A 25,964-nucleotide genomic window follows, 5' to 3' on the forward strand; every position below is an offset into this window, starting at 1 on the left:
GGCGGTCGTGTTGATCGACAGGTCTTTATGACAGGCCTGGCGATGGGCAATTCGATGGGGATCAACAACATCACAAGCTCACAACAGAGCAAGTTTTCCGGTAATACTACTGCCGTATTGATAGCGTCCGGTTACTATCATAACGCCTGGCGTGAAAGTTGAGGTCATCTACTTGCGTGATTGTGCTTAGTCGCAACCAAAGTTTATCGAGCGAGTTTCCAGCCTATCCTTATAGATAGTATCGGTGGAACTAATTAGCTGCTTAGATACCCTGAGCCGCCCGTGATAAACCCTATATTGATCGCGATCTATCCGCGGGCCGGATACTTACCGATAACCGACGGACAGCGTGAATAAAAATGATCAGTCTCGGTCAAGCCAGCGTCTCCCTTGAACTCAGAGAAGTCTTCAGAAGTGGTGTGCCACTGCGGGTGGGCACACGGGCGTTCGATATTCTGGAACTGTTGATTACCTGTCCGGGCCGCCTGATCAGCAAGGACGAGATGCTTCAGCGCGTCTGGCCCGACACCGTGGTTGAAGAGAACAACCTGCAGGTACATATCTCCGCACTGCGCAAGGCACTGGGTGAAGACCGCGATCTGATCAGGACCATTCCCGGGCGCGGTTACATGCTGGTGGGGGGAGAGGACGAATCCGCTATTGCAGCCGATGATCATAAAGACCCGGTGACAGCGCGGTCCTTCACGGGCTCGATGCTGCGCCAACACGATCTTCCTCATAACGTCCCGCTGATTGGTCGGGAAGCCGCGCTGGAAGAAGTCTGCCAGGCGTTGCTGAGCAACGCGCTGGTCAGCCTCGTGGGTTCAGGCGGGATCGGCAAAACGTCCCTGGCAGTGGCGGTTGCCCACCACCTGTCCCTGACCGATAGTTTGCATGTCTGCTTCGTGCCGCTGGCACACATTACCTGCCCTGAGCGCATTGTCGAGTCTTTGGCGTGCGCTCTGGATCTGGTGGTTTTGCCGGGGAGGTCGCCGATGGAGGCAATTGTCGAATGCCTTGGTCAGCAGAATCGCCTGATCATCCTGGATAACGGTGAGCACTTGATCGATGCGGTGGCGGCGGTCAGTGAGCATCTGCTGCGCAGCTGTCCGCCGTTGCGGATTCTGGTCACCAGCCGTGAACCGCTGCGCATTGGTGGCGAACGCACGCTCAACGTGGCCCCGCTTGCGATCCCGGAGCACGACGCCGACCGTCACGAAGTGCTGCAAAGCGGTTCAGCACAATTGTTCATGACACGCTTGCGGGCACTGGACTCTTATTTCCCCGCAGAGAACATGGAAAATCTGGACGAGCAGAGTGTGGCGTTGGTCGCACAAGTCTGCCGTCATCTGGACGGCATCCCACTGGCGCTGGAGATGGCGGCCGCCCGCGCAGCCACTCTGGGGCTGTTCGAGTTGCTGCAAAGCCTGCAACATAGCCCGCACCTCTTGTCCGGCGGCCTGCGCAGTGCACCTGATCGTCATCAGTCACTGGTGGCTTCGGTAGAGTGGAGCTATCGTCTGCTGAGCGCGGACGAGTGCGCGGTGCTGGAACGCTTGAGCCGTTTCGACGACCGTTTCACATTTGCTCAGGCCTGTGAAAGGGCGCAGTCCCTGGCGCTGCCCCAAGGTCGGGTGATGGACTGCATTGTCAGTCTGGCGCAGAAGTCGCTGTTGCTGATTGCCGCCGAGGGGCCTTTCCGGTTTTACCGATTGCTGAAGGCGACCCGCAGCTGGCTGATGGAGACAATCACCGAGCTGGCGGGCGATAAAGGCTCAAGGCAGAGCAGTGGGCAGCGTAATCAGCATGCAGTGCGCCCGGCATCCACCGCTTCTGTCGCGACGTTGCGAGCGGTGGGGGGCGGCCTGCACGACTCCGACTATTTTCATCTCAATCACCAACGAATTCTGGCGACAAGCCAGTAGCACGAAGCTTCGGAAAATCTGTATATGAGCGCTACACCCAAGGTTTATGTGGTCGATGATGAGTGCACGATCCGCACGTCATTGGCTCGCCTGCTGCATTCTGCGGACATCAACACCGAATGCTTCGCCAACGCCCAGGCGTTTCTTGAGCAGTCTTTTGAAGATCAGCCGACGTGCCTGTTGCTGGACGTCAACCTTGCCGCTTCAAGTGGTTTCGATGTGCAGGAGGAGTTGCTCCGTCGTGGCCATCGCTTCCCGATCATATTCATGACCGGCTTTGGCACGATTCCGATGTCAGTCAAGGCCATCAAAGCCGGCGCGCACGAGTTTTTGACCAAACCCTTCGAGCCAGACCATTTGCTGATGGTGGTGCGCCAGGCCCTCGAACACGATGAAAACGAGCTGGCGGGTCGGCTGCACGTCGAAAGCGTCAGGCGCCGTTTCGAGACCCTGACGCCCCGTGAGCGGGAAGTCATGACGCTATTGGTAACAGGCAAAATGAATAAACAGATTGCCGGGGATCTGGGCACCAGCGAAATAACGGTGAAAGTTCATAAGCGGCACATTATGACAAAAATGAAAGCACGAACTTTGATTGATCTGGTCAAGATGCACGAGCAATTAAGTCTGGTCAGTTGATATAAAACAGCACAATTATACATAGCGTCAGTCGTGCTCTTTAATGGGAAGGCGTACTGTCTGCTTCTATTACTTTTACTGTCATGAAGTTGAGCTTATGATCCTCATTTGCGTTGTTGATGACGACGCTTCCGTGCGTAATGGTCTTGGCAATCTTCTCAAATCCTTGGGCTATGCTTCCGTGGGCTTTGCTTCGGGTGAAGCGTTTCTGGCTTCGTCGGCAAGTAATGATGCCGATTGCGTATTTCTCGATTTGATCATGAAGGGTATGCAGGGGCTGGAGGTTCTCCGGCAGTTGAAGGCCGAGGGCAAACCCGTCGCGGTTTTCTGCATGTCCGCCCAGGATGATGAACAAACCATCCGTCGAACACTCGACGCGGGCGCATTGGGATTTTTGCGCAAACCGTTCTCCGAGGAGGCGTTGCTTGATTCGATAAGGCGGGCAGTGGAACGCCCGTAAGGGGCCTTTATGAGCAACATCCAGGCAGAGATGATCTCTGGCCTTCAGGCAAAGGCTCAACCTCAGGCCGAAGGCTACACGCCTGAATGGCTGGCGCTGCTGTCCTGGGACCTGCTGTTTGTCGATGGCGAGATTGATCGCTATCGCGTCCAGGTGCAGGGCTGCTATCGACAGTGGTTGGTGTTTCGTTCGTCGCTGCGTCAGGTAGAGGGCAGCAGGCGGCGTATCGAGCATGAATACGCGTTAGCTCCGCGACTTGAGCCTTCATGGGCACTGGTGCCCCAGGCGCTGTTGCAGACGGCCGAAGGCCCGTTGTGGGTGTGCGACGATCCTGGCGGTCAGGCGCTGCATGAACTCGCTGACGGGAAGATTTCCATTGACCGCTTTCTGCGCCTCGCGCTAGGCGCAGCCCGTGCTGTGGGGCAGGCTCATGGTAATGGTCTGCTGCATCGGGACATCAAACCGAGCAATCTGCTTCAGGATGCTGAAGGCACTGTTCGTCTGACGGGGTTTGGCGTCAGTGTCGAAACCGGTTCCGGCATCCCGACGAACACTGACGATTCCATCTGCGGCACTTTGGCGTACATGCCTCCCGAGCAAGCCGGACGGGTCGGGCAGCAGGCCGACCAGCGTAGTGATCTCTATGCCCTCGGCATGACGTTCTATGAGCTGCTGACCGGCAGATTGCCCTTCGAGGCCAGCGATGCCGTGGAATGGGTGTATTGCCATGTGGCTCGCCAGCCACTGTCACCCCGGCAGTTTCGCGACTCGATTCCCGTACCCATGGCTCAAATGATTCTGCAACTGATTGCCAAGAACCCCGATGATCGCTATCAAACGGCTTGCAGTCTGGAGGCTGACTTGCGTTCGTGCCTGACCCAGTGGAGCCAGTTCCAGCACCTCTCCGCTTTTGAACCTGCCGACAGTGATCGCCGGTGCCGGGGCAGTGAGCCACAGTTCTTGCTGACAAGGCCTGTGGAGTATCAGGCGCTGCATGCGGCATTCAACCGTGTCGCGGAGTCGGGTCTGTCTGAGCTGGTGCTGCTGTCCGGTCAGGCCGGGGCAGGCAAGTCCACACTGGTTCGTCAGTTGCATCAGGGGCTGGCGTCCAGCCAGATGCTGTTCGCTTCCGGCAAATTTGACCAGACAGCGCATAACAGTCCCTATGCTTCCCTGGCACAGGCACTGCGTTCGCTGATCATGCGCGTCCTGGGAGAAACCGCCGAGGAGCTGCAGCGATGGCGCAACAGGCTTTCACTGGCGGTGGCCGGGCATGGCCGGTTGATTGCCAATCTGGTGCCCGAAATCGAGTTCATTTTAGGGCCTCAGGCCGGGCCGGAGCTGCCCGCCAATGAAACCAAACATTTGTTCCATTACGTGCTGCAGCGGTTCCTGAACAGTTTTGTCAGCCCTGAGCGGCCGCTGGTGCTTTTTTTCGATGATCTGCAGTGGCTCGACGACGCAACCCTGTCGTTCATTTCCGGGTTCAGTGACGGGCAATACCGGAACATTCTGTTAGTGCTCGCTTATCGCGATAGCCGTGCTGAAGATTCCGCTCTGTCTGGTAATTTCATCGGCCAGCTACGCCGGTCGCCTGCGAGGCTGACCGAGATTCACGTGGCTGCACTGGATCTGGAGGCGGTCGCGCAATGGGTAGCGATGGGCTTGAGCGCCGATGCTGCGCTGATCAGGCCGCTGGCAGAACTGATCCACGAGAAAACCGATGGCAATCCGTTTTTTGTCGGGCAACTTTTGCGTACGTTGCTGGAGGAGCAACTGATCAGCTTCGACCGCCAAAGCAGCCAGTGGGGCTGGGATCAAGCGCTCATTCGCAGTCATCGGCATGCCGAGAACGTGATTGACCTTATGGTGGCAAGAATTGCCCGTCTTCCGTTGACCACTCAAAAGGTTCTTGGCCAGATGGCCTGCATCGGCTCAAGCATCGATTTGAAAACCCTGAGCCAGATCAGCCAGGGCGAGGAGCACGTTCTGCGCGCTGACCTCGCGCCTGCTATCGAGGCCGGTCTGGTAGTCGAGGACCATCAGGGGTTTGCGTTCTACCACGATCGTGTTCAGGAGTCGGCCTACCAGTTGACGCCGCTGGCTGCACGGCCTGCTGAACATGCACGAATTGCCCGGTTGTTGATTGCTGATCTTGAAGGGCGTGGACGCCCGGATCAGGTTTTCCGGATTGCCGGTCATTTGCAACGCATCCATCTGCAGTTGCTCGATTGTGCCGAGCAGCGGCTGTTCTGCGGCTTGTTGATACAGGCTGCGCAACAGGCGATGGAGTCTGCGGCGGTTCAGTCTGCCTTTGGTTATCTGGTGGACGCCAGATCGTTGCTCCTTGATGAACCTTGGCATAAAGACCCAGAGCTCAGTCGGGAGCTGGGTTTCACGCAGGCCCAGTGCCTGATTCTCGATGGGCAGTTCGGGCGGGCAGGGCAGGTGATTGATGAACTGCTCACACATGTTAAGTCGCATGTTGAGCGTGCGCAGATCTACGCGCTCAAAGTGGAATTGCAGGTGCTTGCCTGTCGCTATCAGGAGGCTGCGCAAACTGCCGGCGAGGGTTTGCGCCTGTTCGGCATCCACATCCCCGAGCAGGTAGACGCCCGGGAAGTCGAGCAGCGTTATCGCTTTCTGCTGGAAGTGCTGGGTTCCAGGTCTATCGACTCACTGGCTGAGCTGCCTGAAATGCGCGATCGGTCCTATGAGGCCGCCATGGGCCTGATGGCGAGCATGATCGCTTCGGCTTCTTTCATCGACGATGACCTGCTGTTTGTGCTGACCTGCGAAATGGTCCTGCTGTCCCTTGAGTATGGCGTATGCCCGGCGTCGACCCACGGTCTGGGATGGTTTGGTGTGGCGCTGGCGCATAAATATGCTGCTTATGGCGAAGGCGCGGCGTATGCCCGGTTGGCAAGAACGCTTGTGCAACGTCATGGCTACCTCAGTTCCGAGAGTGCAACGCTGGTTGCACTGGATCAGGTCTGCGTCTGGACGCAACCCCTGGAGCAGGCGCTGGGTTATGCACGATCCGCTTTTGCCAGCAGCTACAACGCAGGCAATCTGACCATGAGTTGTTACGCCTCATTGCATATCGTCTTCAACCAGTTGTTCATGGGCGAGTATCTGGAGCGCGTTGAGGAAGAGATCGACAAGGGGCTCGATTTTGCCGGGCACGTCCGCTTCAAGGACGTTGAAGCCGCGTTGCTGACCGTGCGCGGCCTGATCCATGCGATGCGGCGTGGCAACTTCGCTGACAGCCCTCGTCACGACCAGGCAGAGCAGTGGGTCGACAGCCCCGATGCCCGGAATAGCGCGATGACACCTGTGGTTTTCTGGTCGTGGTTGTTTGAGGGTATCGGCAAATACATGCATCGCGACTTCAAGGGCGCGGCCCTGTGTCTTGAGACCGCTGCGGGTCTTGCCTGGTCTACTCCAGCGCACATTCATGTGTTCGATCTGCATTTCTTCAGTGCGCTGAATCTGGCTGCAGGTTGCCGTCATGACGACGCCGCCGGTGACGTGCTGGATCGCATGACTCCACATCTGGAAAAGATCGACCGGTGGGCTGAGCTCAATCCGCATAACTTCAAGGACAAGGCGTTGCTGGTCCGGGCTGAAGTGGCGCGCCTGCAGGGCGATGGTCTGGCCGCCATGACTCTGTATGAGGAGTCCGTCACGGCTGCCGCCAATGGGGGCTTTCTCCATGTACAAGCGCTGGCGCATGAGCTGGCGGGCGAATTTCATCACGTGTGTGGGCTGTATACCTCCGCGCGCAGCCATTACCGCAATGCCCGTGATTGCTACCAGCGATGGGGGGCCTTGGGCAAGGTCGCCGGGCTTGAAGCACGGGGCGGCATTCTGCGCGCACAGGCGTCGTTGTCGCGGCCCTCGATCAGTATCTCCATGGGGCAGGAATCGCTGGATCTGGTGTCGGTCATGAAGGCCTCTCAGGCGCTGTCCGAAGAGATCGTACTGGATCGACTGATCGGTATTCTGTTGACCAACACGATCATTCACGCCGGTGCCCAACATGCGCTGTTACTGCTCATCGAAGATGAGACACCGCAGGTTCGTGCCCGCGGACAAGTGCATGAATCCGGCATTGCCACTGATCTTTCGGTGATGACGCCGTCCGCGCGGCATTTGCCATTGTCGATGCTGTACACGGTCATACGAACCCGGCAACTGGTCGTGCTGGACAACGCCATGCATCCGCATGTCTTTGCCACAGATGAGTACTTCGATGAGCATCAGGTGCGCTCGGTACTGTGTTTGCCACTTATCAAGCAAGGCCAGGTAGTGGGCGCGCTTTACCTGGAAAACAATCTGGCACCCGGGGTGTTCACTTCCGGGCGCACAGCGGTGCTTGAACTGCTCGCCGGGCAGGCTGCGATCTCACTGGAAAATGCTCGTCTATACGCTGAATTGACGGAAGAGAACACGCGTCGCAGACAGATCGAAGTGGCGCTACGCACCAGCAAGGCGACGCTGGCACTGGGGCAACGCATCAGCCAGTCGGGGAGTTTTCGCTGGGATCCGGGTACCGATGAGGCGCAGTGGTCCGACGAGCTGTTCGCGGTCTGGGGCTTGCCAGTGGCGGCGGTTGCTCCTGCACTGCCCGTGCTGGAAAAGATGATTCATCCGGAGGATCTGCAGGCTTTCTCATCGATGCTGTCCCGGGCTCTGCGAGATTCCAGTGCCTTTGAACATACCTTCCGGATCATCCGACCCGATGGGACGCTTCGCCATATCGAACTGCTGGGAGAGCCGGACGGCGAGCAGTTTTTCGTCGGCGTGGTCAGCGACGTGACCGAGCGCAAGACCACCGAAACAGCCCTGCGCACTGCACGCGCTGAACTGGGGAGGGTGTCTCAGGCAACCACCATGGGAGAGTTGGCAGCGTCCATTGCCCATGAGATCAACCAGCCGCTGGCGTCGATCGTGTCCAACGCCAGCGCCAGTGTGCGCTGGTTGAACCGGGATGTGCCGGTCGTTCAGGAGGCGCTTGCCGGGTTGGGGGATATCGTCAACGACGGCAAACGTGCTGCCGGCATCGTCCGCGCCCTGCAATCGTTGGCCAAACAGACGCCGCTCAATCGTGAGCCGTTGTACATCACGGATGTGATTCAGCAGGTGGTGTTACTGACGGCCACTGAGATCGAGCAGCGCCATGTATTGCTCTACAAGGAGGTCCGCGAGCCGCAACTCAGCGTAGAAGGCGATGCTGTGCAGTTGCAGCAGGTGATTCTGAATCTGATCATGAATGCCGTGGACGCCATGAGCGACCTTCATGACCGGCCGCGTCGTTTGGCGATCACTTGCGATACGGTGGCTGATGAGTACGTGGTGGTCAGTATTCAGGACAATGGTTACGGCATTGACCCCGAGCATGTCGAACGGATCTTCGACGCTTTTTTCACGACCAAGGAAAAGGGCATGGGAATGGGACTGGCGATCTGCAGATCGATCATCGAGGCCCATGGCGGCATGCTCCGGGCGTTTTCCGGGCGGTCGAGCGGGGCGGTGTTTGTTTTTACCTTGCCGGTGGTTGTAGGGAGATAGGTGTTATTTAAGGCAATGAGACCTTGTCGCCCATATCGCGGGCAAGCACCGCTCCCACATGAGACCGGATTCCACCTGTGTGAGCGGTGCTTGCCCGCGATATAGACGACGCAAATCTCCGTTAACCTCGAACAAACTCCAGCAGATCCTTGTTCAGTTCATCCTTGTGCGTGAAGTACACCGCGTGCGGCGCGCCCGGATAAACCTTGAGCTGTGCACCGCTGACCAGCGCTGCCGCAGCCTTGCCAGTCACATCGAAATTCACCACCGCATCGCCGTCGCCATGGATCACCAGTGTCGGCAGATCAAAACGTGCCAGGTCCTGGCGGAAGTCGGTTTCCGAGAACGCTTCAACACAATCCAGCGTGCCTTTGATACTGGCCTGCAGCGCCATGAACTGAGTCCAGTCCAGCATTGGCTTGCCTACCGAGGAGCCCGGTTGATCACTGCCCGTGAAGATCGGACCAAAAGCGTCCAGGAACGCCGCACGATCATTCAGTACGCCTGCGCGGATGCCGTCGAAAATCGCCGGATCCATGCCTTCCGGGTGGTCTTCGCGGCGAATCATCAGCGGCGTCACCGCGCTCACCAGTACCGCTTTGGTGACGCGCTTGCTGCCGTGCCGGCCGATGTAGCGGGCCACTTCGCCACCGCCCATGGAAAAGCCCACCAGCGTGACGTCGGTAAGATTCAGCGATGTGATCAGGGTATGCAGATCGTCGGCGAAGGTATCGTAGTCATAACCTTTCCACGGCTGGTCGGAGCGGCCGAAACCTCGACGGTCATGGGCGATCACCCGAAAGCCGTTTTCAGCGAGAAAATTCATCTGGTATTCCCACATATCGGCGTTCAATGGCCAGCCATGGCACAGAACGATGGGCTGGCCGCTGCCCCAATCCTTGTAATAGATCTGGGTACCGTCAGTCGTGGTAATCGTAGGCATGGTCTTCTCCGGGGGGCGAATACAAAGGTTTGCAAGCAGAGCCCTCACGTTAGGCTTCGATGGACTTCAAGTCCTTGGCGTTACCTGAAACGTTCTTAACCTGCCTGAGCACCCGATGCTTACTGCCGCGCCGATTAACCTGCGCTTCAGAACGTTTAATGTTTTGCAAAGGACTTTAAGGTCCGCCATCACCAGACTCGACCCCTGCCATACACCTGAGCAGGAGAGTCTGTAATGAATGCGTTCAGCCCTTTGTCCACGCTTCATATCGATCAAACCGCGGTCACTCAGGTTCCATCTTTCGACTCGTTGTCGTCCGCCGTAGAAGAACTGGTGAAGTCCGCATCGGTTGGCGGCACAAGCGAAGCGAATCTGAAACTGCTGGAGCGCAGCGTTGCGACACCGGGCATTGATCCCCTGGCTTACCGCCTGATTTGCTCACTGTTGCCTGCGTTGCGTGATCGTCAGGCTGATCATGAGGACTCGGTAGAGCGTGCGATGCTGGTGCTGTGCTCGCATTTGTCCACCCGCTTTGAAACACCTGAAGCCGTGGTGCCCAAGCCTTACGAGAAAGTAGCCTTGTCCCCGTGGCAGGAGCGTCGTGCGAAGGAAATGATGTCCAGTCATATGGATCGCGGCCTGTCTATTGCCCAGATCGCCACCGAGTGCTCCCTGTCACGCAGCCATTTCTCCCGGGCATTCAAGAAGAACACCGGCTTTTCTCCGCGCGACTGGTTCCTGCAGGTCCGCCTGGACAAAGCCAAGGGACTGCTGACCGAAACCAGTATTTCGATCTCGCGCATCAGCCTCGATTGTGGTTTTGCCGATCAGTCGCATTTCACCCGGGTGTTTACCCGAGTCGTAGGGCAAACGCCATTCAGTTGGAGACGCTCGTTGTCGACCGAAGCCCGGCGGGCGGGGTGATTTTTTCAGCAACGCTCACCTCAATGATTTGGAATGCAATCTCCTTGTGGGAGCGGTGCTTGCCCGCGATGCAGACGATGCGATCTGACAGGTGAACCCAGTCGCTCTTATCGCGGGCAAGCACCGCTCCCACAGGGAAATCGCATTCCACACAAGTATGTGTTCGCTGCGTGTACATAACCGTCGTCGATTCAAAAGCACAAACCTGCAAGGCGAAGCGCCGATAACCGTGCTTACTTGAACGAAGGACAAGCCTCTCGGGCTTTTCATCCCTTCAGTTCCGGAACTTCCCCATGAATCGCAATGATCTGCGTCGAGTCGACCTCAATTTACTGGTGATCTTTGAGGCGCTGATGTTCGAGCGCAACCTGACGCGGGTCGCTGAAAAGCTGTTCATGGGCCAGCCTGCTGTCAGCGCTGCATTGTCGCGATTGCGCGATCTGTTCGACGATCCGTTGCTGCTGCGCAGTGGGCGCGGTATGGAGCCGACAGCCAGGGCTCTGGACATCCTCAAGGAAATTCAGCCTGCTCTGGACACCATCTCTGGCGCAGTCAGCCGGGCGAAGGATTTCGACCCGGCCACCAGCTGCGATGTGTTCCGTATCGGGCTCTCCGATGACGCCGAATTTGGCCTGTTGCCGCCGTTGCTCCATCAACTGCGGGAGGAGGCACCAGGCATCATCGTTGTCGTTCGGCGTGCCAACTATTTGCTGATGCCAGCGCTGCTTGCCTCAGGCGAAATCTCGGTGGGCGTCAGCTACACCACCGATCTACCGGCCAACGCCAAGCGCAAGAAGCTGCGGGATATTCACTGCAAGGTGCTGCGCGGCGATTCCCGCCCGGGCGCGTTAACCCTCGATGATTACTGTGCGCGGCCGCATGCCATGGTGTCGTTCTCTGGCGACCTGTCCGGCAACATCGATCTGGATTTGGCCAAAGTCGGGCGGACCCGCAAAGTCGTGCTCGGCGTACCGCAGTTCAACGGCCTGCGCGCGTTGCTGGCGGGTACTGAACTGATCGCGACCGTGCCCGATTACGCGGCCTGTGCGCTGGTGGAAGGTTGCACACTGCGCGCAGATGACCCGCCGTTTCCGATTGTCGCTGCCGAGCTCTCGATGGTCTGGAGCGGGGTGCACGACAACGACCCCGCCGAGCGCTGGTTGCGCTCACGGATCAGTCAGCACATGGCCAAGACGCCTGACGTGACTTGAGGTGTGGAGCCAGCTTTGCAAGATTCTGTGGGCTCTGCCCCAGTGTCCATCACACCGCACTGTCTCGCGCCAAACGGTGGATCTGTAGGAGCTGCCGAAGGCTGCGATCCCGGTGTATCAGGAGAAATGCTTCGCAACCTTCGGCAGCTCCTACAGAAAATGCATTTCAACCCATTAATTTGCATTTTGTGTGATGAAGCCGAGCTTGGTCTGGTCGCACAAGGTGCGGCGCTAGTCCTGGGTTTACGGCTGTCGAAAAAAACCAGCCGAGCTTTTGCGCACGGCTGATCCATGAAAGCACAAGCATTCAATTACCGTCCGCTTCAACGCTGCACTATCGAATCCAGAGTTGGCCAGCACAGGCAGACTTCCTGTCCTGACCATTCCCAAATTTCGTGGGTGCGTGATGAACGATTCGACACTGGAAAACCTGTCCCTTGAAAACCGGGCCCGCGACCTTGGTCTGCTGTTCCTCAGGGTCAGCGCAGCGGCTTTTCTCCTGGTCGTTCATGGCCTGCCAAAACTCGTCGATTTCAACCATCAACTGACGCTCATCGAAGACCCGTTTCATATGGGCGCGCAGTTGACCCTGATCCTAGCGATCTTTGCCGAAGTCCTCTGCCCGCTGCTGATTGTTGCAGGAATCTTCGTGCGTCTTGCATGCCTGCCCATCCTGTTTCTGCTGCTGGTCGCGCTGCTTGCCGTTCACCCGGAGTGGACCCTGGAGCAGGGCCAGTTTGGCTGGTTGCTGTTGATCATTTTTACCACGGTGTTCATTGCCGGGCCGGGACGGCTCGCGCTCAACGCACGTTTCAACGGAGCGGTTCGTCATGTCTGATTCAAATTCCCTGGCTGACGAAGCGGTCGTGGTCAACCAGCCGGCCTTCAATGAAGTCGTGACGCTGGTGATCAAGCACCGCATTCGCGCTGGTATGGAAACGGATTACGAAGCGTGGTTGCGGCGCATCGTGGGGATTGCTGGCGGCTATCCGGGGCATCTGGGCGTGGATGTGATCCGCAGCAAGTCCGGCGGTCTGCATCTGTTCACCTGTGTGCTGCGCTTTCATTCCACTGATGCCATGCAGCGCTGGCTGGATTCGGACCAGCGCAGCGAGTTGGTTGAGGAGGCCAGGCCCATGCTGGCCGACGGCGACCAGACCGAAGTCAACCCGCACAACGAGTTCTGGTTCACGCCAGCCTCCGAGGCATCCCCACCGCAGCCGCCGCGCTGGAAGCAAGCGTGCGTGACGTTTCTGGTCATTTGCCCGCTGACACTGCTGATTCCGCTGATCTGGAGACCAGTGTTCGCGTTGAGCCCGCTGCTCGCCAACTACGTGGTGAGTACCGCCCTGGTCACGGTGACCATCGTCCTGCTGGTGTGTTACGTGATGATGCCTGCCGCAACCCGGCTGTTCGCGCCCTGGCTGAATGCCGCGCAGAAACAGCCGTCCGTGGAGTGACGCCATGAGAAATGACGACAAGGACACCGATCAGGAACGACGCCGCTTTCTGGCCAAAGGCACATTGCTCGGCGCCGCGGCGGCAATCCTTCCGTCTTTCCCCTTCGCTGGCTATGCCGGTGCCTCTCAAAAATCTGTCGAAGGAACTGCTATGAACGTCGAACTGATTCTCTACAACGGTCAACTGCACACTGTCGATCGTGAAAAACCGAAGGCCAGCGCCGTCGCTATCAGCAGCGGGCGCTTCGTGGCGGTGGGCACCGATGCTGAAGTCATGGCGCTGCGCGGCAGTGCGACCCAGGTTATCGACCTGCAAAAACGCACGGTGATCCCAGGCCTCAACGACTCCCACCTGCACTTGATTCGTGGCGGCCTGAATTACAACCTCGAACTGCGCTGGGAAGGCGTGCCGTCGCTGGCTGACGCGTTGCGCATGCTCAAGGATCAGGCCGACCGCACGCCGACGCCGCAGTGGGTGCGGGTCGTCGGTGGCTGGAACGAATTCCAGTTCGCTGAAAAGCGGATGCCGACGTTGGACGAGCTCAATCAGGCAGCACCGGATACTCCGGTATTCGTGCTGCACTTGTACGACCGGGCCTTGCTCAACCGCGCAGCGTTACGTGTCGCCGGGTACACCCGCAATACGCCGAACCCGCCGGGCGGCGAGATTGTCCGGGATTCCAACGGTGATCCGACCGGCATGCTGGTCGCCAAGCCAAACGCGATGATTCTCTACTCAACGCTGGCCAAGGGGCCCAAGCTGCCACTGGAGTATCAGGTCAACTCGACGCGTCAGTTCATGCGAGAGCTGAACCGCCTGGGCGTGACCAGTGCCATCGACGCGGGCGGCGGTTTTCAGAACTACCCGGATGACTACGCAGTAATCGAGCAGTTGGCGCGCGAGAAACACCTCACTGTGCGCATCGCTTATAACCTGTTCACCCAGAAGCCGAAGGAAGAGCTGGCGGACTTCAAGAACTGGACCAGCTCAGTCAAATTGCATCAGGGCGATGACTTCCTGCGCCATAACGGCGCCGGTGAAATGCTCGCCTTCTCGGCTGCGGACTTTGAAGATTTTCTCGAACCGCGTCCAGACTTGCCCGCAGGCATGGAACAGGATCTGGAGCCGGTGGTGCGCCATCTGGTCGAACATCGCTGGCCGTTCCGTTTGCACGCCACCTATGACGAATCCATCTCGCGAATGCTCGATGTGTTCGAGAAGGTCAATCGCGAGATTCCGTTCAATAACTTGCCGTGGTTCTTCGACCATTGCGAAACCATCAGCCCGAAAAACATCGAGCGGGTACGTGCGCTGAATGGTGGTATCGCGATTCAGGACCGGATGGCTTTCCAGGGCGAATACTTCGTCGAGCGCTACGGCGCCAAGGCTGCCGAGTACACGCCGCCGATCAAACGCATGCTGGCCGAAGGCGTACCCGTGGGGGCGGGGACCGATGCGACCCGGGTTTCCAGTTACAACCCATGGACGTCGCTGTACTGGATGGTCAGCGGTCGCACGGTGGGCGGTCTGGAGCTGTATCCGGAAGGTCTGTCCCGCGAAACCGCACTCGAATTGTTCACCCACGGCAGCGCCTGGTTCTCATCCGAGCAGGGCAAGAAGGGCATGATCAAAGTCGGCCAACTGGCTGATCTCGTGGCCCTGTCTGCGGACTACTTCAGCGTCGATGAAGAGTCGATCAAGTGGATCGAATCGGTGTTGACCGTGGTGGACGGCAAGGTGGTGTACGGCAGTGGAGATTTCGAGAAGCTCGCACCGTCGCAGGTGCCAGTGCTGCCGGACTGGTCGCCAGTGGTCAAGGTGCCCGGTCACTGGCGTCCGGCGTCGCCGCTGGTGGCGCAGGTTCATCAATGCAGCGGCCCTTGTGTCGTGCATTCCCACAGCCATGAGCGCGCACGTATGTCCAGCGTACCGGTCAGCGATTTCCAGGGTTTCTGGGGCGCGTTTGGCTGTTCATGTTTCGCATTCTGATCATCTGCCACCACGGAGATGACGTTACTCTGAAAACCTGAAGGAGTTACCCCATGAGTACTGCTACCCCCTGGAAACGCTTGAACAAAGACGACGCGGTTGTGCTGCTGGTGGATCACCAGACCGGTCTGATTTCGCTGGTGCAGGATTTCCAGCCCAACGAGTTCAAGAACAATGTATTGGCGCTGGCGGATCTGGCCAAGTTCTTCAAGTTGCCGACGATTCTGACCACCAGCTTCGAAAACGGCCCGAACGGTCCGATGGTGCCCGAGCTGAAAGAACTGTTCCCGGACGCGCCGTACATCCCGCGTCCCGGTCAGATCAATGCCTGGGACAACGAAGACTTCGTCAACGCGGTCAAGGCGACCGGCCGCAAGCAACTGATCATCGCCGGTGTCGTGACCGACGTGTGCGTCGCATTCCCGACGCTGTCTGCTCTGGCTGAAGGGTTTGAAGTGTTCGTGGTGACTGATGCTTCGGGCACCTTCAACGAAACCGTGCAACAGGCTGCCTGGGCTCGCATGACCGCTGCCGGTGCGCAACTGGTCAACTGGTTCTCCGTGGCGTGCGAGCTGCAGGTTGACTGGCGCAACGACATGGAAGGCCTGGCGAATCTGCTGTCGCCACGCATTCCTAACTACCGCAATCTGATGAACAGCTACTCGGCGCTGACTGCGAAGTAAGTTCTGAAGCTCGAAGAACGGCGCCCTGCCTTGAGTAGGGCGCCTTTTTTGCTTATACCTTCAGATCGCCTCGATTCTGTGGGACCGAATTCATTCGGGAGGGCGGTATTTCAAGGCAGCGCATCGGCTGTGAATGTACCGGCCCCTTCGCGAACAATTTCGCTCCTACCGGTGACCTGCGCAAGATGTAAAACCGGTAGGACCGAATTCATTCGGGAAGGCGGTATTTCAGGCAGCGCATCGGCTGTGAATGTACCGGCCCCTTCGCGAACAAGTTCGCTCCTACCGGTGACCTGGGCAAGATGCAAAACCGGTAGGACCGAATTCATTCGGGAGGGCGGTATTTCAGGCAACACATCGGCTGTGAATGTACCGGTCCCTTCGCGAACAAGTTCGCTCCTACCGGTGATCTGGGCAAGATGCAAAACCCGGTAGGACCGAATTCATTCGGGAAGGCGGTATTTCAGGCAACACATCGGCTGTGAATGTACCGGTCCCTTCGCGAACAAGTTCGCTCCTACCGGTGATCTGGGCAAGATGCAAAACCCGGTAGGACCAAATTCATTCGGGAGGGCGGTATTTCAAGGCAGCGCATCGGCTGTGAATGTACCGGCCCCTTCGCGAACAAGTTCGCTCCTACCGGTGACCTGGGCAAGATGCAAAACCGGTAGGACCGAATTCATTCGGGAGGGCGGTATTTCAAGGCAGCGCATCGGCTGTGAATGTACCGGCCCCTTCGCGAATGAATTCGCCCCTACCGGTGACCTGGGCAAGATGCAAAACCCGGTAGGACCGAATTCATTCGGGAGGGCGGTATTTCAATAGATTGCCGAGGCTATGCCATGATGCCCTCGCTCATTTACTGACAAGGAATAACCCCATGAAGCTGGTTCGCTACGGTTTGCCCGGTGCTGAAAAGCCGGGCGTTATCGACTCCAACGGTGGCATTCGTGACCTGTCGGGGCATATCGATGATATCGACAGCGCTGCGCTTTCCATCGAGAGCCTGTTACGCCTGAGTGCCATCGATCTCTCGTCGCTTCCGCTGGTTGCGGCTGATGTGCGTATAGGACCACCGATCATTAAAGGCGGGCGGGTGATTTGCATCGGTCTGAACTACACCGACCATGCCGCGGAAACCAACCTGCCGATTCCAGCCGAGCCGGTGATGTTCCTCAAGGCTTGCCATCCCACGGGGCCCAATGATGATGTTCGCTTGCCGATTGACTCGGTGAAGGCTGATTGGGAAGTGGAACTGGGGGTTGTGATCGGCACTCAGGGGTTGTACATCGACAAGGCCGATGCCTTGAAGTATGTCGCGGGTTATTGCGTGGTAAACGACTTTTCCGAGCGCAGTTATCAGTTGGAGCGAGGCGGGCAGTGGACCAAAGGCAAGAGCTTCCCGGGTTTTGCGCCGGTTGGCCCATGGCTGGTAACGGCTGACGAAGTGGTTGATCCTGGCAAGCTGGCGCTGTGGCTGGAGGTCAACGGCACACGCCATCAGAACGGCAACACGGCTAATCAGGTGTTTGATGTGGCGACCGTAGTGAGTTACGTATCGCAGTTTATCGAGCTTGAACCCGGCGACCTGATCTGTACCGGCACGCCTGCCGGGGTAGGGCTGGGTCACAAGCCTGAGCCGTTGTTTCTCAAACCGGGGGATGTGGTGACCCTGGGCGTGGAAGGGCTTGGGCAGCAACGGCAGGTGATCAAGGCGTTTTAACGTTTTGTAGGGTAGTTAATCAACTGCCTGAGTTGAAATACGGTCTCCTGTGGGAGCGAGGCTTGCCCGCGATAATTTGCGAACCCTATCGCGGGCAAGCCTCGCTCCCACAGTTAGAATGCATTCCAATCCGGGAAGTTTGGTGTTGATGAAAAGTCGATTACTTCCCGGAAATCAACGCAGCCACAAAGTCAGCCACCAACGCCACAGCAATCGCCGACGCCGCGATCACAAACAGCATCATGTGATGCCCGCCATTGGCGTTGAAGATCACTGAATACCCATAACCGCCCAACGCCTGAAATGTCGCAAAGGAAACGGTTGCACGGCTCCAGGCGACTTGCTGCAGTTCGTGGCGGGGCACCAGTTCGTGAATCCTGCCCAACGCCAGCGGCACGATGCCGGGTGGGAACGAGCCAATGATGATTGCCAGCAAGGCCAGCAGCGCAAAGTTACTGGTGGTGCACAACAACGCGACCGTTACGGCTTGTACCGCGAGCACCACGCGGATCGAGGTGCGGGCACCCAGACGGTCGGCGAGAAAACCGTAGATCACCGGTCCCAGAATCGCGCCGATCCCGTACATGACCCAGATCACGGCTCCCGCATGGGCGCTCAGGCCAAGCCCGCGGGTCACGTAATCCACCAGAAACACCATCGCGGGCACCAGACCGATCGCCATTAATGCGTATTGGCCAAACAACAGGTATATCCCGGGGTTCATGCGGCTGTGAAGTGGCTGATGAGTCGCTTCGGCCGAGGCCGGCACTGCGGCGGTAGCGCCTGCCGATGGCCAGCCGAACCAGCTCACTGCGGTGAGCAGCAGGGACGCCAGACCCAGGCCTATCCAGGCATCTCGCAAACCCAGAGACAGCAGGAACGGCACCAGCGTCCCCGAACCTGCGATGCCCAGACCCACCCCGATGAAGATTGCACCGCTGGCCAGCCCTCTGCGAGCCACCGGTACATGAGGAATCACCGTGGCGGCCACCACGACCATGATCGCGCCCCCGGCGATGCCGGACAGCAGTCGCCAACTGAAGAACCACGCGATGGATAACGGAAAGGCACACGCAAAGAATGATGCCGTGGCGATCAGCATCATCAGACGCAGCGAGTGTCCGTTGGACAGTCGCGCAGCGATGGGGCGGCCGGTGAGGGCGCCTATCAGATAACCGATCAGGTTGGCTGCGCTCAGGTAAATCACGTCTGAAGCGGAAAACCAGTGGGCTTCGATCAGTGATGGAATCAACGGCGTATAGGCGAATCGCGCCAGGCCGATGCTCACCAGGCTCGCGCTGAGGCCTGCAAGGATGTGCAGCCAGACGTTGTTGCGTCCGGATGCAAGGGTGTCAGTGGTGGTGTGCATGGCGGAATGTCCTTCCCACAGAAGCATGGAATCAAAGTGAGCACGACAAAGTGCTTGGCTGAGTCCATGGTACGGACGATGATTGATGCAATCTTGCAGTTAATTCTCTTTAGTAAGATGCATAAATGCATCAAGCAGGTGACCAGTGAACTGGGACGACACACGCATTTTTCTGGCAGTCTGCAGAAAGTCCACGTTGCGCGGTGCGGCGCGATTGCTGAATGTGGATCAGGCAACAGTAGGCCGCCGGATAGCGGCCCTGGAAAAAGCCTTGGGCACCACGGTGTTTCTGCGTACCTCCGAGGGCTACGTGCTGACGGTCGCAGGAGAAGCTGCATTCAAGTCGGCAGAAAAAATGGAGCGCTCCGCCCTGGAGCTGCAACGGCAGATTCAGGGGCTCGATGATCGACTCAAAGGCGAGGTGCGCATCACCTCAACCGATTCGCTGGCCGTCGAATTTTTGATTCCTGCCATCGCTCATCTGCATCAACAACACCCGGACGTGAAAGTCCGGCTCGATGCGTCAATACAAATGCTCAGCCTTTCGCGCCGTGAAGCCGATATAGCAGTCAGAAACGTCAAGCCGGAAAATCCCGATTTGATCGCGCGTTGTATCGCCCGTTGGCCGGTAGGGCTGTATGCGTCGGCGGAGTATGCGCAACGTCATGGCGAGCCTGAGCCCGGTTCGGCATTTGCCGGTCACGACCTGATCATGTTTCAGCCCTATCTGGAAAGTGGCCGCGAAGCGACTATCGTTTCCGAACCGGTCAGTGCGGGGCGTCTGGTGGCAACGGTTAATTCAGGGTTGATGATGCGTCGCTCAATCGCTGCCGGGATCGGCATCGGCGAAATTCCGGTGTGTCTGGGCGAGCGTGACGGGCTGACCCGGCTGTGGCCAGACCGGCAGCGGCAGGAAACCTACGACGTCTGGTTGGTGACCCATGAAGACTTGCGACATACCGCACGGGTGAGGGCAGTGATCGATCATATCGTCAGCGTCTTTGAGTCAGTCGGATAGGTGCGGAGCTCAAATACAGTCGAATGGATGCAACGCCCGTCGAAAAGCCTCATTCAGGGTGGTTTTGATGAAAAAATTAGCCTGTATAACGCTTGACGAAAGGCTATTAGCAATGTGCCAGCAGAGGCTGCTTGCATTTCAAGGTGAATGGTAGAGAATCGCCGCATAACGAGGCCAGTCGGCCCATATTTATACTATTTATTGCATTCCTGGATGGATCAGGTTTGCCGGCATCGTTCAGGAGTTCAAACAAGATGGCAGCAGTGCAGCAGAAGACCGTTGACGCAATCACGACCTCTCAGCCAGAGCTGACAGCCGCATGGCTTGCAGCACTGGAAGCCAACGGTGCCACGCGTAACCTCAAGGACGATGATCTGAAACAACAGATGGCCGAGTTCCTGAGTCTGGTGGTATCAGTCGCGGAGAAGGGGCGTCATCAGTCTCTGGCAGGCAGTGACTGGGATGCTATTCGCCAGTTTCTTGAAAAGCTTTCCCAGAGCCGTGCTTCAGTCGGTCAGGATTCGCAGCAGACTGCCAGTTTCGTTTTCGCGCTCAAAGGCCCGTTGTTTGCCCTGATCCAGCGTGAGTATCAGGCTGATCCGACGCTGTACGCCGAGCAGTTGCTGGAGCTGTCCGAGCTGCTGGATGCCTTGGCCATGCACACCATCCGCACATTCCAGAAATCCCGTGAGAACGTGATCAAGCGTCAGCAGGAAGAGTTGCTGGAGCTGTCGACGCCTGTGGTCAAACTGTGGGACGGCGTGCTTGCCCTGCCGATGATTGGCACCCTGGACTCCCAGCGTACCCAAGTGGTGATGGAGTCCCTGCTGCAGCGCATCGTCGATACCGGTTCGGAAATCGCCATCATTGACATCACCGGCGTGCCAACCGTGGACACGCTGGTTGCGCAGCACTTGCTGAAAACTGTCACCGCGATCCGCTTGATGGGCGCTGACTGCATCATCAGTGGTGTACGTCCGCAAATTGCTCAGACCATTGTCCACCTGGGTCTGGATCTGCAAGGCGTCGTGACCAAAGCCAATCTCGCCGATGCGCTGGCTCTGTCGCTGAAGCGTCTGGGGCTGACCGTCACCAAGGCGGTATAAGTACATGGAACGTATTCCTATTTTGCAGATGGGCGCTTATCTGCTCGTCACGATTCAGGTCGATATGCACGATCAGCTTGCGCTGACCCTGCAGGACGATCTGTCCGAGCGGATCAGCAGAACCTCTGCACGGGGTGTGCTGATCGACATCTCGGCGCTGGACATCGTCGACTCCTTCGTGGGACGCATGATCGGGACCATTTCCGGCTTGTCGCGGATCATGGATGCCGAGACCGTGCTGGTCGGCATGCAGCCAGCAGTGGCGATTACGCTGGTGGAGCTGGGCATGACCTTGCCGGGCGTCAGCACTGCGTTGAACGTTGAGCGCGGTATGAAACTGCTGCATGAGCGAGTGCAAGCGCAATGACCGTACGCAGCAGCGGCACGCAACCTGTGCTGATCGAACAGGACGTCGTACTTGCGCGCCAGACCGCGCGCAAGCTGGCTCAGGAGTGCGGCATGCGCCTGATTGATCTGACCAAAATGGTCACCGCCGTCAGCGAGCTGGCGCGCAACACCATGGTCTATGGTGGCGGCGGGGACATGGACTGGCAGATCCTTGAAGAGGATATGCGCACCGGTCTGCGGATCACCTTCCGCGACGAAGGGCCGGGCATTCCTGATCTCAAGCTGGCGATGACCGATGGCTGGACTTCCGGTAACGGTATGGGTCTTGGCCTGACCGGCGCCAAGCGTCTGGTGGAAGAGTTCGAACTGGACACCGCCCCTGGTGCCGGAACCCGAATAACGATTACCCGATGGACGTGACCCTGCGCAGTACCCTGACGCAAGTTTTGTTGATTGAGGACAGCAGCCAGGTAGGCCACGCAAGACGCACCGCTCAGCAGTTGGCGGAGGGGCTCGGGTTTGATGAAGTGGATGCCGGGCGCGTGGCGCTGGTCGCGACCGAGTTGACCAGCAATATTCTCAAGCATGCGGTTCGCGGCGAGTTGCACTTGCGCGTTTTCAATTCGCCTGGCTTGTCCGGCATCGAGATCATTGCCGTGGATCGTGGCGAAGGCTTCGACCTGAGCGATTGCATGCCCGATGGTGTCTCGACCCGTGGAACACAAGGCATTGGTCTTGGCTCGATCGAGCGACAGGCGGATGTCTTCGATGCCCACGCGGATGCCCGCGGCGCGGTGCTCATGGCCCGTTTTTACCCTCGTAAAAGCAAGACCCGGGACCTGCGTGTCGGTATCAGTCAGCATTCACTGCATGATGATCCCGCCTGCGGTGATGTCTGGTCATTGGCAATTGCCGGGCAGCGGATCAGTGCGTTGATCATCGACGGTCTGGGGCATGGCGAGGATGCTGAAGTCGCTGCCCGTGCTGGCGAGGTTGAGTTCCAGCGGCAGCCGTTCGATTCTGCCGAGCGTGTGTTCGACGAGATGCACCATTCCATGAAGGGGACACGCGGCGGTGCCGCAGCGTTGGTCAACTTTGATGCCGGCCTTGATGCGTTACGTTTTGTCGGGATTGGAAATATCGGCGCGACGCTGATTGGCGAAGACAAAGTCCGGGGGCTGGTATCGCACCCGGGCATCGTCGGTCTTCAGTTCAGAAAGGTTCAGGCATTCGAGCATTCGCAAGTGACAGGCCAGTTGCTGGTGATGTACAGCGATGGGCTGCAATCTCGTTGGAACCTGCGTGATTATCCGGGTCTGATCTATCGTCATCCGGCGGTTATCGCTGCCGTCCTGCACCGCGATTTTTGCCGCGGTCGAGATGACGTCACCGTGTTGGTTATTAGTCTGGAGGCGTTCAATGCCTGAACCGATCGTTGCCGATCAGTCCCTTGAGCTGCAGAAGTTGCGCGATGAAGCGGACGCGCTGCGTGCCGAGCTTGAAGAAACCAATCAGGGCGTACTGGCGCTGTATGCCGAGCTGGATAACCAGGCGGAGGAGTTGCGTCAGGCCTCTGATTTGAAGAGTCGCTTCCTGTCTTACATGAGCCACGAATTCCGCACGCCGCTGGGCTCGATTCTGAGTATCACCAGCCTGCTCAAGGACGAAATCGACGGTCCGTTGAGCGAAGAGCAGCACAAGCAGGTCGGGTTTGTCAGTGGCGCAGCCCGTGAGCTGAGCGACATGGTCGATGACCTGCTTGATCTGGCCAAGATTGAAGCCGGAAGGATCACCATTTCCCCTGCCTGGTTCGACATGTTTGACTTGTTCTCGGCACTGCGCGGCATGTTCAGGCCGATCGTCAATGCGTCCTCCGTGGACCTCATTTTTGAGGAGCCGTCAGGTTTGCCGCGTCTGTACACCGATGACAAAAAGCTCGCGCAGATCCTGCGCAATTTCATTTCCAACTCTCTTAAATTCACCCAGCGCGGTGAGGTGCGAGTGTCGGCACGTCTGGAAAACGATAGTGAAATTCGCTTTGCGGTTACCGATACCGGCGTGGGTATTCCCCAGGAAATGCACGGTGCCTTGTTCGAAGACTTCTCGCAGATCGATTCGCCTCTGCAGAAGCGCTTGCGGGGTACTGGCCTTGGCCTGTCACTCTGCAAACGGTTCGCCGAGTTACTGGGCGGACGAGTCGGGCTTGAGAGTGAGCCGGGCGTTGGGTCGACATTTTTCGTGATCATTCCATTGGCCATCGCCGCAGGGCATGTTGATGAAGCGTGAACTCCGGCTGCTGATCGTTGATGACAACGCCGCGACACGCTACGCATTGCGGCGGCGCATGGAGCGCCACGACTTCATTGTCAGCGAAGCAGGCACCGGCACCGACGGGCTTGAACAGATTGCTGCACAAGTCCCGGATGCGCTGATCCTCGATGTGAATCTGCCGGACATGAGCGGTTTCGATATCGTTCGTCTGTTGCGTGCCGAGCCACGCACCGCCTTGCTGCCTGTGGTGCATGTCTCGGCGGCGTCGATTCAGACCACCGACATTGTCACCGGCCTGGAGGCAGGCGCTGACGCCTATCTGGTGCACCCGGTAGACCCGGATGTGCTGCTGGCGACCTTGCGGACATTGCTACGGGTGCGAGACACCGAATACGCATTGCGTGAAAGTGAGGCGCGTTTCAGGGAAATTTTCGTCAATATCTCCGCGCCGATTGCGGTGATGGACGCTCAGCTCAAGGTCCACGAGTGCAACCACGCGTTTGCGCTGTTGACCCACCAAAGTCTGGCGCAGGAAACCATGCTGGGCTCTCTGGCGGGCGACCAGGAGGAAATCATTCAGGAGCTGCGCGCTGGCTTGCTGGCGGGTGAACGCTGGCAAGGCACGTTGCGCATGCTGGTCCGGGGTGAATTACGCGAGACCGAGTGGCAGGTTTCGCCTTACCGTACGCCTGCGTTGAGTCTCGTGTTCGTCGAAGACGTGACCGAGCACCGGCAGCGTGAGCAGTCACATCTCAAGCAACTCGACAGCGTTACCACCAAACTTGCCTACGAAGTGGCCGAACGTGCCCGGACTGAAGCTCAGTTGCTACAAGCACAGAAAATGGATGCGATAGGCAAGTTGACTGGCGGTATTGCCCATGACTTCAACAACCTGCTGACCGGGATCATTACCGGTATCGAATTGATCAAGAGGCGGACGCAGGAAAATCGTCCCGAAAAAATCATGCGCTACGCCGAGGCTGCACTGGCCTCGGCCTCCAGTGCGGCGGCGCTGACTCACCGGCTGCTGGCGTTTGCTCGTCAGCAGCCGCTGGACGCCCGGCCAATCGACATCAATAAACATATCCGTTCGCTGGAAGACTTGTTGCGCCGCACCATCGGCAAACGCATCGCGTTGACTCTGGACCTCACTTCGCAATCGGCCATTGCGCTGGTGGATAGCAGCCAGCTGGAAAGTGCGTTGCTCAATCTGGTGATCAACGCCCGGGATGCGCTGCCGAACGGTGGAACGATCCGGGTCACCACTTTCGCTGCGCATTCCAAAGGCGATGCCAGGCTGGCGGATGGTGCCTACCTGGCGCTGTCGGTCAAGGACGACGGCATCGGCATCGAGCACAGCGTCATCGACAAGGTGTTCGATCCTTTCTTCACCACCAAACCCATTGGCGAGGGCACCGGGCTGGGGCTATCGACCATTTATGGCTTTGCGCGGCAGTCGCAAGGCGACGTTGTCATTCGCAGCGTGGTGGGCCACGGCACCGAGGTGACCCTGATGCTGCCTGCCGGAATCGATTCCGTACCGGTCGAGGATGCGCCGACCACTGCTCCCCGAGAGGGAATGGGGCAACACATTCTGATCGTTGAAGACACGGCGTCAGTGCGGATGTTCGTCAACGAGCTGCTGGTGGATACCGGCTACCGCTGCACTCAAGTGGGAGACGTCGCGACGGCATTGTCGTTACTTGAAAACGATGCGTCGATCGACCTGCTGCTCACCGACGTTGGGCTGCCTCACATGAACGGGCGTGAGCTGGCGGACCGGGCTCGGCTCTGGCGGCCGCATTTGCCAGTATTGTTCATGACCGGTTATGCCGAAAACGCCGTGAACCGGCAGAGCTTTCTGGGGGAGGGCATGGATATGATCATCAAGCCTTTCCAACTGGGCGCATTGCTGGAAAAAGTCGACACCATGCTTGAGGCAACCCCCCGCGAAACCTGATCGGCTGTCGTTTTGCTGTGACTGGCCGGTCAGAATCAGAAATATGTAGTGCTCTAAAATAATCACTACATAATCATTGACGCATGCCTTTTCGACTTGCATTATGCAGCTGTCTCCCTGATCGGGAGAGTTGGAAAGGGTGTTCTTGACATGCACGACAAGCCGTCGTGATGTTCCCGGATGTGTACTGCCCACGAGGCAGATTGATGAAGCTGACCTGGCATGGTCGTCTCAGGGCGAGCAGAAGCTGGCGATACGTCCTCATGAAGCTTGTGGCTGACTGCTGTTCAGGTTGGCGTGGGTGTCAGGAAGTCTCGCTAGTTCTCCTACTGTTTGACGCTGTCGCGTAGCAGCTTTTCA

21 protein-coding genes are annotated in these 25,964 nt (G+C 58.2%); 19 read left to right on the plus strand and 2 right to left on the minus strand.

Annotated features, from left to right (window positions below; genetic code table 11):
* Positions 1–359: 359 nt before the first annotated feature.
* The 4 genes from CKW31_RS14115 (at position 360) to CKW31_RS14130 (ending at position 8,598) form a co-directional block, all read left to right on the plus strand.
* Positions 360–1,925 (plus strand): winged helix-turn-helix domain-containing protein, encoded by a 1,566-nt coding sequence (locus tag CKW31_RS14115; protein WP_095095865.1) that lies wholly within the window; start codon positions 360–362, stop codon positions 1,923–1,925.
* 24 nt (positions 1,926–1,949) lie between these two features.
* A complete protein-coding gene (locus CKW31_RS14120; RefSeq protein ID WP_095095868.1) occupies positions 1,950–2,564 on the plus strand; it encodes a response regulator transcription factor in 615 nt (204 codons plus the stop codon).
* Between the two features lie 97 nt (positions 2,565–2,661).
* A complete protein-coding gene (locus CKW31_RS14125; RefSeq protein ID WP_095095872.1) occupies positions 2,662–3,024 on the plus strand; it encodes a response regulator transcription factor in 363 nt (120 codons plus the stop codon).
* 9 nt (positions 3,025–3,033) lie between these two features.
* The gene (locus CKW31_RS14130) at positions 3,034–8,598 is read left to right on the plus strand and encodes an AAA family ATPase (RefSeq protein WP_095095875.1); all 5,565 of its coding nucleotides are present in this window, start codon (positions 3,034–3,036) and stop codon (positions 8,596–8,598) included.
* 121 nt (positions 8,599–8,719) lie between these two features.
* On the opposite strand, the gene CKW31_RS14135 is transcribed toward CKW31_RS14130, so the two are convergent.
* Positions 8,720–9,541 (minus strand): alpha/beta fold hydrolase, encoded by an 822-nt coding sequence (locus tag CKW31_RS14135; RefSeq protein ID WP_095095877.1) that lies wholly within the window; start codon positions 9,539–9,541, stop codon positions 8,720–8,722.
* A 234-nt stretch (positions 9,542–9,775) separates the two neighbouring features.
* Here CKW31_RS14135 and CKW31_RS30090 point away from each other — a divergent pair, with 234 nt between their 5' ends.
* The 8 genes from CKW31_RS30090 to CKW31_RS14170 all read left to right on the plus strand — a co-directional run bounded on the left by CKW31_RS30090 (position 9,776) and on the right by CKW31_RS14170 (position 17,532).
* Positions 9,776–10,465 carry a helix-turn-helix domain-containing protein gene (locus CKW31_RS30090; protein ID WP_256582614.1) on the plus strand — a complete coding sequence of 230 codons (690 nt, stop codon included), beginning with the start codon at positions 9,776–9,778 and terminating at the stop codon, positions 10,463–10,465.
* A 293-nt stretch (positions 10,466–10,758) separates the two neighbouring features.
* Positions 10,759–11,676, plus strand: coding sequence for a LysR family transcriptional regulator (locus tag CKW31_RS14145; RefSeq protein ID WP_095095880.1), 918 nt, complete (start codon positions 10,759–10,761; stop codon positions 11,674–11,676).
* Positions 11,673–11,870 (plus strand): transposase, encoded by a 198-nt coding sequence (locus tag CKW31_RS30365; RefSeq protein WP_371856742.1) that lies wholly within the window; start codon positions 11,673–11,675, stop codon positions 11,868–11,870. The genes CKW31_RS14145 and CKW31_RS30365 overlap by 4 nt, the downstream gene beginning before the upstream one ends.
* Before the next feature lie 212 nt (positions 11,871–12,082).
* Complete coding sequence (locus tag CKW31_RS14150) at positions 12,083–12,514, plus strand: DoxX family protein (protein ID WP_095095884.1); 432 nt, start codon at positions 12,083–12,085, stop codon at positions 12,512–12,514.
* Positions 12,507–13,136 carry an antibiotic biosynthesis monooxygenase gene (locus CKW31_RS14155; RefSeq protein ID WP_095095887.1) on the plus strand — a complete coding sequence of 210 codons (630 nt, stop codon included), beginning with the start codon at positions 12,507–12,509 and terminating at the stop codon, positions 13,134–13,136. Before CKW31_RS14150 ends, CKW31_RS14155 begins: the two co-directional genes overlap by 8 nt.
* A gap of 151 nt (positions 13,137–13,287) precedes the next feature.
* Positions 13,288–15,126 carry an amidohydrolase gene (locus CKW31_RS14160; RefSeq protein ID WP_095096089.1) on the plus strand — a complete coding sequence of 613 codons (1,839 nt, stop codon included), beginning with the start codon at positions 13,288–13,290 and terminating at the stop codon, positions 15,124–15,126.
* Positions 15,127–15,179: 53 nt separating this feature from the next.
* Positions 15,180–15,809, plus strand: coding sequence for an isochorismate family cysteine hydrolase YcaC (gene ycaC, locus CKW31_RS14165; RefSeq protein ID WP_095095890.1), 630 nt, complete (start codon positions 15,180–15,182; stop codon positions 15,807–15,809).
* Between the two features lie 880 nt (positions 15,810–16,689).
* Positions 16,690–17,532: a fumarylacetoacetate hydrolase family protein gene (locus CKW31_RS14170; RefSeq protein WP_095095893.1), complete on the plus strand. Its 843-nt coding sequence runs from the start codon at positions 16,690–16,692 to the stop codon at positions 17,530–17,532.
* 160 nt (positions 17,533–17,692) lie between these two features.
* On the opposite strand, the gene CKW31_RS14175 is transcribed toward CKW31_RS14170, so the two are convergent.
* Complete coding sequence (locus CKW31_RS14175) at positions 17,693–18,901, minus strand: YbfB/YjiJ family MFS transporter (protein WP_095095896.1); 1,209 nt, start codon at positions 18,899–18,901, stop codon at positions 17,693–17,695.
* Positions 18,902–19,046: 145 nt separating this feature from the next.
* Here CKW31_RS14175 and CKW31_RS14180 point away from each other — a divergent pair, with 145 nt between their 5' ends.
* The 7 genes from CKW31_RS14180 (at position 19,047) to CKW31_RS14210 (ending at position 25,604) form a co-directional block, all read left to right on the plus strand.
* Positions 19,047–19,919 (plus strand): LysR family transcriptional regulator, encoded by an 873-nt coding sequence (locus CKW31_RS14180; RefSeq protein WP_095095900.1) that lies wholly within the window; start codon positions 19,047–19,049, stop codon positions 19,917–19,919.
* A 254-nt stretch (positions 19,920–20,173) separates the two neighbouring features.
* Positions 20,174–21,025 carry an STAS domain-containing protein gene (locus tag CKW31_RS14185; RefSeq protein WP_095095903.1) on the plus strand — a complete coding sequence of 284 codons (852 nt, stop codon included), beginning with the start codon at positions 20,174–20,176 and terminating at the stop codon, positions 21,023–21,025.
* A 4-nt stretch (positions 21,026–21,029) separates the two neighbouring features.
* Positions 21,030–21,392, plus strand: a complete 363-nt coding sequence (locus CKW31_RS14190) for an STAS domain-containing protein (RefSeq protein WP_095095906.1) — start codon at positions 21,030–21,032, stop codon at positions 21,390–21,392.
* Positions 21,389–21,793: an anti-sigma regulatory factor gene (locus tag CKW31_RS14195; protein WP_095095909.1), complete on the plus strand. Its 405-nt coding sequence runs from the start codon at positions 21,389–21,391 to the stop codon at positions 21,791–21,793. Before CKW31_RS14190 ends, CKW31_RS14195 begins: the two co-directional genes overlap by 4 nt.
* Entirely contained in the window at positions 21,784–22,800 is a 1,017-nt protein-coding gene (locus CKW31_RS14200; RefSeq protein ID WP_176469882.1) for an ATP-binding protein, read from the plus strand. Before CKW31_RS14195 ends, CKW31_RS14200 begins: the two co-directional genes overlap by 10 nt.
* The gene (locus CKW31_RS14205) at positions 22,793–23,659 is read left to right on the plus strand and encodes a sensor histidine kinase KdpD (RefSeq protein WP_095095912.1); all 867 of its coding nucleotides are present in this window, start codon (positions 22,793–22,795) and stop codon (positions 23,657–23,659) included. The genes CKW31_RS14200 and CKW31_RS14205 overlap by 8 nt, the downstream gene beginning before the upstream one ends.
* Positions 23,649–25,604 carry a response regulator gene (locus CKW31_RS14210; RefSeq protein WP_095095915.1) on the plus strand — a complete coding sequence of 652 codons (1,956 nt, stop codon included), beginning with the start codon at positions 23,649–23,651 and terminating at the stop codon, positions 25,602–25,604. Before CKW31_RS14205 ends, CKW31_RS14210 begins: the two co-directional genes overlap by 11 nt.
* The last annotated feature ends 360 nt before the right edge of the window (positions 25,605–25,964 follow it).

Source organism: Pseudomonas sp. Irchel 3A5, assembly GCF_900187575.1.
GTDB lineage: Bacteria > Pseudomonadota > Gammaproteobacteria > Pseudomonadales > Pseudomonadaceae > Aquipseudomonas > Aquipseudomonas folii.

Bases quoted from the DNA above. Each gene is read 5' to 3' on its own strand.
- CKW31_RS14115 (WP_095095865.1), top strand. From the start codon at position 360: ATGATCAGTCTCGGTCAAGCCAGCGTCTCCCTTGAACTCAGAGAAGTC.
- CKW31_RS14120 (WP_095095868.1), top strand. From the start codon at position 1,950: ATGAGCGCTACACCCAAGGTTTATGTGGTCGATGATGAGTGCACGATC.
- CKW31_RS14125 (WP_095095872.1), top strand. From the start codon at position 2,662: ATGATCCTCATTTGCGTTGTTGATGACGACGCTTCCGTGCGTAATGGT.
- CKW31_RS14130 (WP_095095875.1), top strand. From the start codon at position 3,034: ATGAGCAACATCCAGGCAGAGATGATCTCTGGCCTTCAGGCAAAGGCT.
- CKW31_RS14135 (WP_095095877.1), bottom strand. From the start codon at position 9,541: ATGCCTACGATTACCACGACTGACGGTACCCAGATCTATTACAAGGAT.
- CKW31_RS30090 (WP_256582614.1), top strand. From the start codon at position 9,776: ATGAATGCGTTCAGCCCTTTGTCCACGCTTCATATCGATCAAACCGCG.
- CKW31_RS14145 (WP_095095880.1), top strand. From the start codon at position 10,759: ATGAATCGCAATGATCTGCGTCGAGTCGACCTCAATTTACTGGTGATC.
- CKW31_RS14150 (WP_095095884.1), top strand. From the start codon at position 12,083: ATGAACGATTCGACACTGGAAAACCTGTCCCTTGAAAACCGGGCCCGC.
- CKW31_RS14155 (WP_095095887.1), top strand. From the start codon at position 12,507: ATGTCTGATTCAAATTCCCTGGCTGACGAAGCGGTCGTGGTCAACCAG.
- CKW31_RS14160 (WP_095096089.1), top strand. From the start codon at position 13,288: ATGAACGTCGAACTGATTCTCTACAACGGTCAACTGCACACTGTCGAT.
- ycaC (WP_095095890.1), top strand. From the start codon at position 15,180: ATGAGTACTGCTACCCCCTGGAAACGCTTGAACAAAGACGACGCGGTT.
- CKW31_RS14170 (WP_095095893.1), top strand. From the start codon at position 16,690: ATGAAGCTGGTTCGCTACGGTTTGCCCGGTGCTGAAAAGCCGGGCGTT.
- CKW31_RS14175 (WP_095095896.1), bottom strand. From the start codon at position 18,901: ATGCACACCACCACTGACACCCTTGCATCCGGACGCAACAACGTCTGG.
- CKW31_RS14185 (WP_095095903.1), top strand. From the start codon at position 20,174: ATGGCAGCAGTGCAGCAGAAGACCGTTGACGCAATCACGACCTCTCAG.
- CKW31_RS14190 (WP_095095906.1), top strand. From the start codon at position 21,030: ATGGAACGTATTCCTATTTTGCAGATGGGCGCTTATCTGCTCGTCACG.
- CKW31_RS14195 (WP_095095909.1), top strand. From the start codon at position 21,389: ATGACCGTACGCAGCAGCGGCACGCAACCTGTGCTGATCGAACAGGAC.
- CKW31_RS14200 (WP_176469882.1), top strand. From the start codon at position 21,784: ATGGACGTGACCCTGCGCAGTACCCTGACGCAAGTTTTGTTGATTGAG.
- CKW31_RS14205 (WP_095095912.1), top strand. From the start codon at position 22,793: ATGCCTGAACCGATCGTTGCCGATCAGTCCCTTGAGCTGCAGAAGTTG.
- CKW31_RS14210 (WP_095095915.1), top strand. From the start codon at position 23,649: ATGAAGCGTGAACTCCGGCTGCTGATCGTTGATGACAACGCCGCGACA.